We start from the raw sequence: 14635 nt of genomic DNA on the forward strand, positions 1-14635 counted from the left end.
CATGAAAGATATCGTAACGCTGTTAAAGCAGTTGGAGCGGCAGGGCGTGCGTCTGGCGTTGAATGCACAGGGACAGCTGATTTCGCAGTCCAGCAAAGACGCGATCACGGCAGACATTGGGCGCACGATCAAGGAAAACAAAGACGCCATTGTGCGCTGCCTGACGGCGCAGCAGGCGTTTGAACGTCCTATTGCGCCGCAGAATGCCACGTCTGGCCCGCTGTCGTCATCGCAAAGCGGGCTGTGGTTTATCGAACAGTACGAAGAGCAGTCACACCTCTACAATATGCCGGTCTATTTTCGCCTGACCGGTACGCTGGATGTGGCTGCACTGGAGTTTGCCTTTGACGCGCTGGCGCAGCGCCACGCCAGCCTGCGCACCCGTTTTGTAGTCAATGAACAGGGCAAGGGCGAACAGCGTATCGATGCCTATCAACCGTTTGTGATACAGCATGATGACTTCTCGCTGCTGCCGGAAGCGGAACGGGAAGCGCGCTTGCAGCAACAGGTGAAAGCGGAAATCAGTCGGCCGTTCGATCTCACGGCGGGCGATCTCACCCGCGTGCGATTGGTGAAAATGAGCGAACGGGTGCACGTTCTGATGATCACCCAGCACCATATTATTTCCGATGGCTGGTCGGTGAAGAATATGTTTGCGGACTTCAAACCGGCTTTTCTGGCCTGTCAAAACCGCCAGCCTTACCCTGTCGAGCCGACCCAGCTTAACTATATCGATTACGCACACTGGTTCAATTCCGCCTCGTTTCTGGATTACCACAACGAATTCAAGCCGTTCTGGGTTGAGCGACTGACGGGGATCCCTGAAGTACACAGCCTACCGCTGGATAAACCACGTCCGGCGCATCAGAACAGCGGTGGTGAGGTGATCTTCTCTGCGATCAACAACGATCTGTGGGATAAATTCAAGCGCCTGTGCCAGCGCTACAATACGTCTAACTTTATTGGCCTGCATGCGGTGTTTTCCCTGATGCTGGCGCGCATCAGCGGTGAGAAAGACATCGTCATTGGTTCGCCGCTGGCCTACCGCGAGCGGCCGGATATCGAAGATGTCGTTGGTTTCTTCGTTAACACCATCGTGCTGCGCACCCAGTTGCAGGACAGCCAGAGTTTTGTCGATTACCTGCAATATTGCCGCGAGCAGGATCTGTCGGCTTTCGATCATCAGCTCTACCGCTTTGAGGCACTGAGCGAGGCAATCGGCTCCGATCGTACCACCGCGATCAACCCGATCTTCCAGGTGATGCTGGTGTATCAGGCCAAAGTGGATTTCAACGATCTGATTCCCGGCTGTGATGCAGCGGAAGAAACCTCGCCGGTGCTGCCCGCCAAGACCGATATCTCGGTCAAGGTGACGGAGTTGATGGGCGAGGTGCGGCTGGACTGGCTGTTTGCCACCGCGCTGTTTGAGCGCCAGACGATCCAGTATTACGCCGACCGTTTCATCCGATTGATTGAAGCCGTGGTTGAGGCTCCGGAAACCGACGTCTGGCATCTGCCGCTGATGGAAGCGGAGCGATTTGCTGTCGTGCTGGCGGAGAGTCAGCAGCTGCCGCGTAGCTATCCGCAGCCGCAGCTGACGGTAACTGACGTGATTGAAGCCATCGCCCAGCGCGATCCTCAGCAACTGGCGATAGCCTTTGACGGCGAACAGTGCACGGATACGCTGACGTACGCTGAGCTGAACAGGCAGTCGAATCAGCTGGCGCACTGGCTGCACCGTCAGGGGCTGGGCGAACAGTCGCTGGTTGGCGTGCTGGCGAAGCGCGATCGCTATTTTGTCATTGCGCTGCTGGCCGTCTGGAAAGCGGGGGCCGCCTATGTGCCGCTGGATCCCGATTATCCGCCAGAGCGGCTGCGCCACATCATTACCGACGCCAATCTTGCCGTGATTCTCGGCGGCGATAGGCAACAGCTGGCGCAGTGGTCCGCCGAGCAGTGTATCGATCTGACCGATCCGGCCGTTGTTGCGCAGTGGCACGATCTACCGGGCGATGAACCACCGGCTATTCCGCGCCACGCGCAGCAGCTGGCACAGGTGATCTACACCTCGGGATCGACCGGCTTGCCGAAGGGGGTCATGATCGAACACGGCTCGCTGATCAATCTGTTGGACGATCATCGCGATCGCATCGCGTTCACGCCGCAAAGCACCATGTTCAACTGCATGTCGCTCTCCTTTGATGCCGGTAACATGACGACGCTGCTGCCGCTGAGCAGCGGCGGCACGCTGGCGTTTGGCGAGCCCAACGATCGAGCGATTGTGCAGGCCGAACAGGCGGGCGCGACGCACCTGATCCTGCCGACGGCACTGATGTCGATTCTCGATCCGAAGCAGGTTAACGGTATTCAAGCCATTGGCATGGGGGGCGAAGCCTGCCCGAACGCCGTGGTGGAAAACTGGGCCGACAAGGTCGCGCTGTACAACATGTACGGGCCGACGGAATGTACTGTCACCGCGTTGAGCACCCGCCTGCGTAAAGGTCAGCCTGTCACCATCGGGAAACCCATTGCCCATATTCAGGCGCTGATTCTGGATGCAGCCGGACAACTGTGTCCGGCGGGCGTGCCGGGTGAGCTGTGTCTTGCGGGGCTTGGGCTGGCGCGTGGCTACCTCAACCAGCCGCAGATGACTGCCAGTCGCTTTGAGCACATCACGCTGAACGATGTGAACCATACCGGACAAGGTACAGCGACGCTGCGCATTTATCGCACGGGTGACAAGGCCAGACTGTTGAATAACGGCGACTATGAATACTGTGGCCGTATTGATGAGCAGATCAAACTACGCGGCTACCGCATTGAGCCGGGTGAAATCGAGGCACAGCTGGCGGCGGTCTGTCCGTCTCTGAAGCAGGTGAAAGTCATCGTGGCGCAGGTGGGGAACCGTCCGGCGCTGGTCGCCTATGGCACGGTGAAAGCGGGCAGCAGCACGCCGGAACCTGCCGCCGTGCTGATTGATGTCGCGAAGCTCCTGCCGGAATACATGGTGCCGTTCCGACTGATACTGCTGGAAGACATGCCGCTGACGCCGAACGGCAAACTCAATACGAAACAGCTACCGCCAGTGCTGGAAGTGAGTGAAGGCGACGGCGAAGCTGATAACCCGCTGGAAGCGGATGTACTGGCAATTTGGCGCAGCGTGCTGAATACGCCGCTGGGCGTTGAGGATGATTTCTTCCGCTTAGGCGGCGATTCCATTCTCAGTATTCAACTGACCACTCGTCTGCGCAGCGCGGGCTATGTCTGCACGGTGAAAGACGTTTTCGAAGCGAAGAGCGTGCGGCGTCTGTGCCGCGTGCTGGCGCAGAATAACCGTGACACAGGCATTGTCGCGGAGCAGGGCACGTTGGAAGGTGAATTTGCGCTGCTGCCGATTCAGCGCTGGTTTATGGAACAACCGCTGGTACGCCCAGAGCACTGGAATCAGGCGGCGATGATCCAACTGCCTGACGTGGATACCGAACGCCTGACCACGATGTTGCAGGCGTTGATGGCGCAGCATGACGCGCTGCGTCTGGCCTGTGATACCGATGGGCAACGCTATCTGACGGATGTGCCTTGCCCTGTTGTGGCGACGCTGGATTATCGTCAGCTTGGCGATGACGGCCTGCAACAGGCGTTTACCGCATTGCAGAGTGAATTCGATCCCGCGCAGGGAAGAACGATGGGGTGTGCGCTGGTGCGGCACCATCCGCAGGCGGACACGGCTGTATTCCTCGCTTTCCACCATCTGGTGATTGACGCCGTGTCCTGGCGCATTCTGGTCGACGATCTGGAGCGGCTGTACCTCGGCGAAGCGCTGGCGCCGAAAACGTCGAGCTATCGCCAGTGGGGCACGGCGCTGCATAACTATGCTACGCAGCATGCGGAACAACTGGCGTACTGGCAGGCGCAGGAAAATGGTGTGGATCAGACGGCGCTACTGGCAGCGAAGGATCCACAGGGTCATGCCAGCGCCGCGATTCTGACGCTGGATGCGGAAACCACGGGCCAACTGGTGAGCGAGGCGAATCGTGCCTTTAATACCGACGTCAGTGATTTGCTGCTGGCGGCGCTGACCCGCACGTTAAACGATCTCGGCTGGGGCGACAAAGCACGCATCATGCTGGAAGGGCACGGTCGCGAAGCGATTGATCCGACGCTGGATGTCAGCCGCACGGTAGGGTGGTTTACCAGCACCTATCCGGTGTGTCTGCAAGATCGGGCTGACTGGGCTTCCCTGATTAAATCCAGCAAGGAACAGCTGCGTCAGGTGCCGGATAAAGGCGTCGGGTTTAATCCGCTGCGCTACCATCACCCTCAAGGCAACTCGCTGACGCTGTCACCGATTGTGTTCAACTATCTCGGGCTGTCGGTTCATGCCGCTGGTACATGGCGTCCGGTGGACGTCGCGCCGGGAGTCTGTGTCGCGCCGCAGAATAAACCGGTGGAGATTATCAGTCTTCACGGTGGTATTACGGGCGGACAGCTTACGCTGCGTCAGGTGGGTTGCCTTAACCAGCGTGACAGCGAACGCCTGATGGCGCGGTTCACTGAAAATCTGCGGGCGCTGACAGCAGCCTGTCTGGACCAGCTGAGCCGCGGCACTGTATTTACTCCCAGCGACTTCCCGGCGGTGACGCTGAGCCAGACACAGCTCGATAGCCTGTCGCAGCGTTATGACATCGACACGCTGTTGCCGCTGTCCTCGCTCCAGCAGTCGATGCTGTATCACCGCCTGCGCTGTCCGCAGGACGATGCCTATCATCTGCAAACGCCGGTTCGCTATGCACAGGCGCTGGACGTGGAAGGCTATCGTCAGGCCTGGCAGCGTCAGATTCAGCGGTTCCCGGCACTGCGTGCCGCGCTGGAAAGCGAACAGGCCAGCGTACAGGTGATTGTGAAGCAGGCAGAGCTGCCTTTCTACTATCAGGATGTCGCGCAGGAGGCTGATCCACAGGCGGTCATTGAACGCTATCGCCAGCAGGATTTACGCACCGGATTTGATTTGTCACAGCCGCCGCTGTTGCGCATTGCCTGTTTCCGTTTGGGCGAGCAGGACTATCGCGTGCTTTTGAGTTGCCATCACAGCGTGATTGACGGCTGGAGCGGCCCACAGCTGCTGGGCGCGGTGCACCGTGATTATTTGCTGCTAATGCGCGGTGAAACATTTATGCACGGCGAAACATCCGCGATTCAGGTAGATCGCGCCTATGTGGATTATGCGCTGCACGCTGTGGCGCAGCAGCCCGCTGTCGATGCCTTCTGGCAGCAGCGGCAGCCGCTGCTGACGCAGACGAACGATGTGGCCGTGCTGTTTGCGGCGGCAGGGAAACGTGCCGATCTCAGCCAGCACCTGACGCAGGTTGAACCGCAGGTCACCGGCGTGAGCCTGAACGAACAGGATCAGGCGACGCTAACCGCGTTTGCCCGCGAGGTGGGCGTCACCCACAGCATTATTGCGCAATATGCCTGGCACCGGCTGCTGGCGCGCTCGACTGGTGATGCAGTCAGCATTGTCGGCAACGTGCTGTCGGGCAGGGAAAGCCCGGTGGACGATGTAGCGAGCAGCGTGGGTCTGTACATCAATAGCCTGCCGCTGGCGCTAAGCTGGCAGCATCCGGTATCGCTGCAACAGCATCTGGTGCAGTTGCAGAATGAGCTGATGGCGATGAATCAGCATGCCACGCAGTCGCTGATTGCCCTGACAGCCGGACGCCCGCGTCTGTTCAATAGCCTGTTCGTTTATGAAAACTATCCTGTTAATGAAAATCGGCCCGGAGCAAAGGAGGAACAAGGTGAACGTGCTGACGAACCGCATCGGTTATCTCCCGAATTCTCCGCTGCTTATGAAAAAGTCGAGATGCCGCTGAATCTGGTGGTGCGTGAGCAGGCGGGTTGCATGCTGCTGCGCTTCGAGTTTGATGCCGATGTGTTGGACAGTGCGCAGGCGCGTCGGGTGCTGATGCGCTGGCATGACGAAGTGGTGGCGCTGGTGAATAGCGCGCCACAGCAGCCAGCCGAGATTATCGGGCATCATAAGACGGCTGTCGCCGTGGCGGCACTCGACACGACGCAGGAAACTGCGCTGGCTAACCACGTTGGCTCGCCTGATACGCCGTTAGCCCAGTCGCTGTTGCGCGTGTGGGCGCAGGCGCTGCATCTCAGTGAATCTGGCCTCTGGTCACAGACGCTGTGTGAAAGCGGTGTTGATTCGCTCCAGCGTATTGCGCTGGCACAGGCATTGAGCCGCGCGTTAGCGCAGCCGGTGAGCGTGGCGCTCTTGCAGCGTTACCCGTCACCGCAGGCGCTGAGCGAGTATCTGGCACAGTCGAGGGTTACCGCCAATGAGGAAATGCTGTCATGACAGGGAGCAATGAAGCGGTGGGGAACCCACTGGCAGACATTCAGCAGCCCACGGCCTTCGGGCAGCGGGCGGGGGCTGCGCACGGTGAACAGCGCCACAGCAGTGAGCTGTCCCGACAGTATCCCACGTCGCTGGTGAGTGGGGCGTGGAGCTGGCTGCTGTACAAATACAGCGGTGAAGAGCAGGTGTGTGCCGCGCTCGTCACATCCGATCTGCCTGACCACGTAAGACCGCTGATCGCGCATTTTCACCAGCGCGATCGTCTGGTCTGCGACTGGATCGCAGCAGTGGGATCGTCGTGCGATCCGCAGTCTGCGCCGGAGATTCCGGCAGCCGAAACTCAGCATGCGCTGTTTAGCAGTCTGCTGATCGTGGGGGATATGGCATCGTTATCTGTAGTCGTACAAAAAGCGGCGCAAAGCGTGGCGTTGATCGTACAGGTTCAGAACAATCGATTAATTCTGACGGCATCTGACGGACAGTTCGATAACCATCAGCTACAGCGTATTGCCCGCCATCTCACGCAGCTACTCGATGGGCTGCTGGCACCGCGTTGGGAGCATCTGGCGCAGATTCGCCTCAGTCCGTGTGTAGCGCCGCTACCGCACAGGGCGACGACGCCTGACCTGCACGATGAACTGCTGGCGCGTCTTGCTCAGGAAGAACGGCAGGATCGTGTGGCCATTCGCTTTCAGGAACGTGAAATCAGCTATCGGGAATTACTGCAACGGGTCGCGCTGATTCAACAGGTGCTGGCTGATCAGGGTATCACTGCTGGTCAGCGTGTGGGGTTGCACCTTAGCCGTCAGCCTGACACCGTGGCGGCGCTGCTGGCCTGCCTGTTTTCTCAGGTGGCGTTTGTGCCGCTGGAGCCGGATTTTCCGGGGGAACGTCTACAGGCGATTCAGCAGGAAGCGGCGTTAGCGGCGGTCTTACAGGACAGCTATACCGGCGGTTCGCTGGCATTTGACTGCCCGCTCCTGAACCTTGGCGATTTACCGTATGCCGCCAGCGATGCCACCGCGAGCGTACAGTTGGCACGAACCGGTGGAGTGGAAACGGCGGCCTACATGATGTTTACCTCCGGTTCGACGGGGAAACCGAAAGGTGTTGTGATTGGTCAACGGGCACTGCAAACCTTTATTCATGCCAGCGTAGAACGGTTGGCTTTAACGGATCAAGCTAACTGGTTGCTGATTACCACGCTGGCGTTCGATATCTCCATGCTGGAAGTGTTTGCGCCGCTGTGGGTTGGTGGCGTGCAGCACCTGACCACGCACGAGGAATACAAAGATCCGCAGGCGGTCGCGGCGTATTTGCAGGCTCGGCCGGAAATCAACATCTTGCAGGCCACGCCCGCGTTTTGGCGCATGATGTTCAAAGCGGGCTGGCAGGGTAAACCCGATTTGGTCGCGCTGTGCGGCGGTGAAGCGCTGGATCTGCGACTGGCGCAGCGTCTGGTTAGCCGTTGCAGGACGTTGTGGAATTGCTATGGACCAACCGAAGCGACAATTTGGTCGCAGATGGCGCAGATCGACGGGGCCGCGTTGGAGAACCAGCATACGGTCGCGTTGGGCAACACGCTGGCGGGCTATCAGCATCTGGTGATCGATGACGATCGCCATCCGTTAGAGGAAGGGATGGTCGGCGAACTGTGCATTCTCGGTGAAGCGCTGAGTAGCGGATACTGGCAGCGTGACGATCTGACGCAGGATCGTTTTATTCAGCAGGTGGAATCCGGGCAGCGAATGTATCGCACCGGCGATAAAGTTCGGCTGCTGGCGGACGATCGTTATCAGTATCTTGGTCGCTTCGACGATCAGGTAAAATTACGGGGATTTCGCATCGAATTAGGAGAGATCGAAGCGCAATTGAAGCGGATCGAACAGGTGCAGGATGCGGCCGTCAAGCTTCAGGGGGAAGGGGATGACGCGGTGCTGGTCGGCTACGTTGAGTATAAACCCGGCTCGGAGATGACCAAACTGGCGCTGCGCAAACAGCTGCATCAGTTCTTACCGGCTTACATGGTGCCGGGACGCATTGTGGTGCTCGATAAGCTGCCTAAAACTGGTAGCGGTAAGGTCGATCGCAAGCGTTTGACGGATGTCTGATAGTCAGTGGGGCAGTATTGCTGCCCCAATAACATGATGCGGTTATTTCACCGTGATAGGCGGCCTTTTAGTCACATTCTATGTGAACGCGGAGACGGTTTCGTGCGCCACAATACTGCTATTCTCATGCTACCCCGTAGCACGCGCCCGCACAGGGCGGCTCAGTTGCCGTCGCCCTGTGAACCCTGGCTTCCGGCTAAATTATGTCGCTGCGCGATGCCTTCGTCGGTATCAGGCTTAACGGACCGCTTGCGACACGTTCCATACGTGGCGCAAGCTTTCGCCGCGTCCATGCGGCTCATCCTAAACCTGTTCCCGCCTCAGCATAATTTCTTACGCCGGGTAACGGTCAACCCCAGTTTCGCCGCTATATTATTTTTATATAAAACAGCACGATGAGAGGGAAGTGTGACTTACTGGTGCTCCTGATTAGCCTCATCGCCAAACGTGATGGCGCGTCCACGCGCATCCATTTGCGCTTTATCGCGGTTGAAGCCCATTTTGGCGCGGACGCCGCCTAGCATGCCGCTGCGTTGATAGATTTCGTTCGCACGATCGTGGTTGTACTGGCTATCAGGGGTGATTTCCAATGCGCGGTCGATCCACACTTTGGCCAGATAGCTATTCTGGGCGACGCCTGCGCCGTTACGGAAAGCATACGCGTAATAACCTGCCGCATAGTCACGGTTAGCATCATCTTCGTCGTTCCATAATTCAGGCAGCACGACATCCACACAGATCGCCTGATCTTCAGGGATGTTGCTGAACAGCAGCAGCGTGCTCAATTCCCTTGCTGCACGCGTCCACACCGCTCTTCCCACGTTGGGGCGATGCAGTACGCCGAACATCAGTTCGCGTGCGCGCTGGTACTGTGCCGGCGACAGTGTTTCATTATCTCTGATTAGGCAATAAGCAATGTTGTACTGGCAAATCTCATTGCCTGCATCCGCTGCTCGCTCCTGCCAGTAGTCTGATTTTTCTTGATCTTCGTAAGGAGAAGGATCGCGTTCATTGCGGCGGGAAAGGTGGCCGGAATATAAATCCGACAGCGTTGCCATTGAGGAGGCTTCGCCCCAGCCCGCCGCTTCGTGTAGCAGAAAGACCCCTGCTTCTTCAGAAACGGATTCGAACAGGTTGGCTGCGGCCTGACCAAAATTGACATCGGACTCGATGGTGCGGCAACGAGCAAGTAAGGCATCGCTGTCGAACTGGCCCTGAGTAATGCCATAGAAACCGAACTTGCTGGCGAGCGCCGCGATAGTGGTTTCATAGGCTGAATCTGCCCACGTTTGGCAGCGCACCAGAAGCTTTGGCATCAGATTGAAGCTATCTTCGATACCGGCAAAATTGATACAGCTTATTAGCGTATCGAGTGCGCCTTCATTCGGGTGTGATACCGGGAGATCAACCTGCCAGGCCTCAACCATCAGGTCATAGGCCAACTGCATATCGACTTTATTCCAGTGAATATCGCCATTTTCGTCCGTTCGTGCATAGGTACTGAGGAAGCTGGCATATTTGCGTAGTACCTTCGCGCGAACATCCGCATCAAGCTCAAGCGTCAGCAACCAGTCAAAGGTTTTCCGGCAGTAGGCCACGCTTTCGGTGTCCTCTGCATCAGGCAGAAGTACGTCATAGCCAATGTAGTCCCAGCACTGAGTTACGCGCAGGCTGTTACGCTCTGGCTCTGTCAGGGCTTCACACGGTGGTCCATCAATAAATTGCGTCATGGCCTCATGGCTACCACCCCAGCGTGGATACAGGAAGTAAACGCACTCTTCGCGAACGGCTAAGTCCTGTGGACGAACGGCTAAGGTGATACGCAGCCAGTAGTTCATGGGCTCTTCCCACTCGTGCTCCTCTCTGGCTGGCAGCGAAGCGGGCAGTGCGATAGGCAATTCAACCAGCGCTTGTGCACCTTCATTACGCAGATGCTGTAGGCCTGCTTCCCACAGTGCAGGCTCAACTTGTGCCTGACGCTGCGCGTAGGTTAGTGGTTCGCCGCCTTGTAACAATACGCCTAACCACTGCGGTTCACCTAGATAGCAGGTCAAACGAAACAGACGCGAAAAGACCAGGGCGGGTCGCTGATGTAACGTGCTGGCGCGCAGGTAAGCCGCGACGCCTAGATCGCGAGCCAGTTCTGCTCCCATCCAGCGATCGTCTTCTACATATTGCCCACCGTTTGAGGTACGAATCCGCGCCGCGGCATCTTCCCAATACTGCCCTATCAGATAATTGGCGTGATAGCTCTCAGGGTGGGCCGCAACCCACACCTGCAAGTGCGATAGGAGATCGACATGCGATACCGCTGGGTCAAAGAGCGAATTAATGTGCCAATTGTAGGTATAAGGCCGGTTAGGGCCATCCAACCAAACCTGGTGTTCTTGTTCCAGCAGGGTATCAAGTGCATCGAATTGATGCGTGTTGAGCATCTCGCGCAACTGCGCGCGGCGCTTCACCAATGCGGTGAGTGATTCAGAGATTGATGTCATAGAGTGAGTTCTTAAGCTGTTGTTGAGTCATAACGCCGGTAACATCGTGCTTTATCAGCAGCATGTGTGGGCAGAATTCTGGGTGATAACCGTGCTGTATCTCATTGATAATGAATACCGTTATACCAACAAATCAGTACATAGACATCGATATTTACATAAATGTAAATAACCGTTTAAAACGGTGTAAATGGGGGAAGGGAGAGGGGAAATTGTGGGCTACTCTGATTGAGAGCCATGATGATCTGGCATGCCGTGAATGAGGTTTACGCATGACGTTCCCCTTAAGGGCATCATTGCACGCAGGTTTATTGGCGATGGCTTATTGATGATTATCCGATTCTACTGTCAGATGAACCGACGACCTCATGGATGCTAAAAACCTACTGGCTGTCATATAGCTCATCAACAATGCGAAAGACAGAGGATACTGGAGACTGTATTCATGATCGCTGAGGATGAATGCAATGATTACGATCTGCCGCGAGCCGACCTGTTGCTCGTCAAGCGGCAGGCGCCGCAAATGAAACTGATGCGCGTGTGGCGTCAGGGTGTCCGGGTATTCTGATCATGCCGAAACTCATCTACCTCATTGGGCCTTCCGGCGCAGGCAAAGACAGCCTGCTGTGGGCAATTCGTCAGTTGGCGTTACCTCGTCTGCTGGTGGCGCATCGGTACATTACCCGTCCCGCTGAAATACAAGGTGAGAACCATATTGCACTCACCCCGGAGGAGTTCGCGAACCGTCAGCAGCTTGGTCTCTTCGCGCTCCACTGGCGGGCGCACCAGTATCACTATGGTATCGGGATAGAGATTGATGGTTGGCTCCAGCGGGGAAGCTACGTCATCGTGAATGGCTCACGGGCTTACCTGAGTCAGGCGCGTGAGCGCTACGGCAACACGCTGTTTCCGATATGCCTGACCGTTTCTACATCGACACTGCGAGAGCGGTTATGCGCCAGAGGACGGGAAAGCGAACAGCAAATCGCCACGCGATTGCAGCGGGCGGAAGAAGAACAGAGCCGCTTACAAAGCGACTGTGTGTTATTGAACAACGATGGCGACCTGCAACGCACGTTATCCACCTTTCAGTCGCTGCTGCCGTTCGACAGCGTTTGTGCGGCGCGCAGCGAACGATAGGCCGAGCGGCAAGCGCACTGGAGAGCAGAGGAAAACCGATGGCAGCAAATAGGGCAGCAAATAGTGACGGGATCGTTTTTCACTTTCTGGGAACCGGTAGCGCGCAGCAGGTTCCCGCCTTTGGCTGTGAATGCGAAGTCTGTCAGCAGGCGCTGCGCGATGAAAAAAAACGGCGCCGTGCCTGCTGTGCGGCCATCACGACACAAGGCCGGATTATCCTGATTGATGCCGGACTACCCGAACTCGCGCCGTATCTGCTCCCTTATTCGCGTCGGCATATTCTGCTGACCCACTATCATATGGATCACGTTCAGGGATTATTTCCCCTACGCTGGGGTTACGGCGATCCCATTCCGGTCTTTGGCCCCCCGGATGATGCGGGCTGCGACGATCTCTTTAAGCACCCAGGGATTCTGCATTTTCAACCGCCTCTGACACCTTTCCAGCCCTTCGAGCTGGACGGCATAATCATCACGCCAGTGCCCTTAATCCATTCCAAATTAACCTACGGTTACCTCATCCAGGCGCCGACGCATGCGCTGGCCTACCTGACCGACACCATGGGCCTGCCGCATGAAACCTCTCAATTTCTCTCATCCCACACGCTGGACTATGCGATTGTCGATTGCAGCCACCCTCCCCAAACGACGCCACCACGCAACCACAATGACGTCACCCGCGCGCTGGAAATCTTCACTCAGCTACACCCCAAACAACTGTACCTGACCCACATCGGCCACGAACTGGATCGCTGGCTCCAAACGCAGACGCTGCTGCCTGAGAACGTCCATGCGGCGTATGACGGGCTGGTGTTGGGGCTGTAGGGATGGGGATCGTCGACGAGCGGTTTTAGGCGAACAGATAACATAGAGGTGCCATCAATAATGATGGCAGTGTTTTGTGTTAGAGCATGACTTAGCCTGATAGTCGGTGAGGCGCTGTGAGCGGAATCGCAAGCCTTACTGTGAGAGAACGAAATGGCGTATTGAATGGCTCAGTGACCATGAACAGTCAATCCTACCAGCCGGGTCACAATAGGGCGGACAATCAGTATGCAAACAAAAGCGGCTGGCATGGCAACCTGATAGGCATTCATCACATTTTCCATGTAATGTGGCCCCATGCCAAATTCGGCCAGAATGATGACCAGACACATCAGAAATGCCATGATGGTCGCCATATAAAGAGCAAATACGTAGGGTAAAGATCGCTTAGGGAAGCGGAATCGCGGGGTATTTTTGGCAATAGCATTAGTCATCAAGTTATCCTGGTTAACAACGGTGAGTGAAACGGTTGCTAACCTACCAAGCTAACCAGGATGGTAGTAGAGCAGCTATGCTTTAATCATTATTAAATAAAAGTAACGAATCAAGCATTGGGGATAATATGGATGTGTTAGGGCTGATTAGCAATTTTATCCGCGTGGTGGAGAACGGCAGTATCGCGGCGGCGGCACGAGCTAAAGGTATGAGTCCGGCGGCGGTAAGCCAGAGTCTTTCTCGGCTTGAGACACATTTGGGCGTGCGCCTGATATCGCGTACCACTCGTAGCATGACATTAACCGAAAACGGTAAACGCTATTTCGAGAAAGTACGTCATATTCCACATGATATCGAGCTCGCCTCGCAGGCTGCTGCGAGTGAGACCAAACTGCAAGGTCCGCTTTGCATCGCGACGACTGCCGCGTTTGGTCGGTACGTTATCGCTCCACTGATGCCGGCTTTCAAAGCGTCTTTCCCCGATATTGATATCGAACTGATTAGTACCGATCGCAACGTCAACCATCGGTTGGAAGGCGTTGACGTCAGCATCCGCATCGAGGCACAGCTGAACGATCAACTGATTGCCAGAAAAATCGCATCGCTGCCATTTGTCTTCTGCGCGGCCCAGGCTTATCTGGATCGCGCGGGCACCCCTCAGACTCCCGAAGAACTTAGCCAGCACGCCTGCCTGGTTTTCCGCTATCCCACCGATGGACGTTTTCTTCCCTGGACATTTATGGTCAACGGGCAACCTGTTAACGTGAAGCTTAACCCTAAATTCATCAGTGATGATATTGATATCATTGCAAAAATAGCCGCAAACGGAGGCGGCGTGACCCGTCTGGCAAGCTTTGTTGCCCAGCCGTTGATAGACAGTGGCAAACTCACGCCTTTGTTCTGCTCAGACCGCAGTAACGGTAACCACGTAGAGTCTCTACCGATGAATATTTACGCCTGTGTCAATGAACGTTCTGCACTGAATTCAAAGGTAAGAGCATTTATCGCGTTTTTAGAAGCTGAGATTTAAGACGAGGACGTGGTGATTTTCTGGGTGAATACAGTTAAATGCAGGCTCAGTGCTGGGCTGGTTTCTTTGAGTTAGTGGCCTGTAGTGTCGTTATGTGTGGAGTAGTTCCACACATAACAGGGCTAAAAATCCACATTTTGGAATAGGTTTTTCGAGATAATGCATCGAAATGATTGTGATAAATTTATTGATTCAACTGATGTTTTTTATTGTTTTTAGAGATGTTTCCAGAC

Annotated in this window: 8 protein-coding genes; 6 read left to right on the forward strand and 2 right to left on the reverse strand. The window is 56.2% G+C overall.

Going from position 1 to position 14635, the window contains the following annotated elements; all coding sequences use genetic code 11:
* The first annotated feature begins 1 nt into the window (after nt 1).
* Together R9X49_RS13270 and R9X49_RS13275 are read left to right on the forward strand one after the other, a co-directional pair.
* A complete protein-coding gene (locus R9X49_RS13270) occupies nt 2-6367 on the forward strand; it encodes a non-ribosomal peptide synthetase (protein WP_319848857.1) in 6366 nt (2121 codons plus the stop codon).
* A complete protein-coding gene (locus R9X49_RS13275) occupies nt 6364-8478 on the forward strand; it encodes an amino acid adenylation domain-containing protein (protein WP_319848858.1) in 2115 nt (704 codons plus the stop codon). The genes R9X49_RS13270 and R9X49_RS13275 overlap by 4 nt, the downstream gene beginning before the upstream one ends.
* Before the next feature lie 413 nt (nt 8479-8891).
* Here the strand turns inward: R9X49_RS13275 and R9X49_RS13280 are convergent, their stop codons facing one another.
* Entirely contained in the window at nt 8892-10973 is a 2082-nt protein-coding gene (locus R9X49_RS13280; protein WP_319848859.1) for a DUF4034 domain-containing protein, read from the reverse strand.
* Between the two features lie 445 nt (nt 10974-11418).
* Between R9X49_RS13280 and R9X49_RS13285 the strand changes: the two genes are divergently transcribed.
* The 3 genes from R9X49_RS13285 to phnP all read left to right on the forward strand — a co-directional run bounded on the left by R9X49_RS13285 (nt 11419) and on the right by phnP (nt 12937).
* Nucleotides 11419-11541 carry a hypothetical protein gene (locus R9X49_RS13285; RefSeq protein WP_319848860.1) on the forward strand — a complete coding sequence of 41 codons (123 nt, stop codon included), beginning with the start codon at nt 11419-11421 and terminating at the stop codon, nt 11539-11541.
* Between the two features lie 2 nt (nt 11542-11543).
* Nucleotides 11544-12113, forward strand: coding sequence for a ribose 1,5-bisphosphokinase (phnN, locus tag R9X49_RS13290; protein WP_319848861.1), 570 nt, complete (start codon nt 11544-11546; stop codon nt 12111-12113).
* A 71-nt stretch (nt 12114-12184) separates the two neighbouring features.
* The gene (phnP, locus tag R9X49_RS13295; RefSeq protein WP_413775892.1) at nt 12185-12937 is read left to right on the forward strand and encodes a phosphonate metabolism protein PhnP; all 753 of its coding nucleotides are present in this window, start codon (nt 12185-12187) and stop codon (nt 12935-12937) included.
* A 170-nt stretch (nt 12938-13107) separates the two neighbouring features.
* Here phnP and R9X49_RS13300 read toward each other — a convergent pair whose 3' ends face one another.
* Entirely contained in the window at nt 13108-13371 is a 264-nt protein-coding gene (locus tag R9X49_RS13300) for a DUF2798 domain-containing protein (RefSeq protein WP_319848863.1), read from the reverse strand.
* A 128-nt stretch (nt 13372-13499) separates the two neighbouring features.
* On the opposite strand from R9X49_RS13300, the gene R9X49_RS13305 reads away from it, so the two are divergent.
* Nucleotides 13500-14402 carry a LysR family transcriptional regulator gene (locus R9X49_RS13305; RefSeq protein ID WP_319848864.1) on the forward strand — a complete coding sequence of 301 codons (903 nt, stop codon included), beginning with the start codon at nt 13500-13502 and terminating at the stop codon, nt 14400-14402.
* Nucleotides 14403-14635 lie beyond the last annotated feature (233 nt).

This window comes from Pectobacterium carotovorum (assembly GCF_033898505.1).
Classification (GTDB): domain Bacteria; phylum Pseudomonadota; class Gammaproteobacteria; order Enterobacterales; family Enterobacteriaceae; genus Pectobacterium; species Pectobacterium carotovorum_J.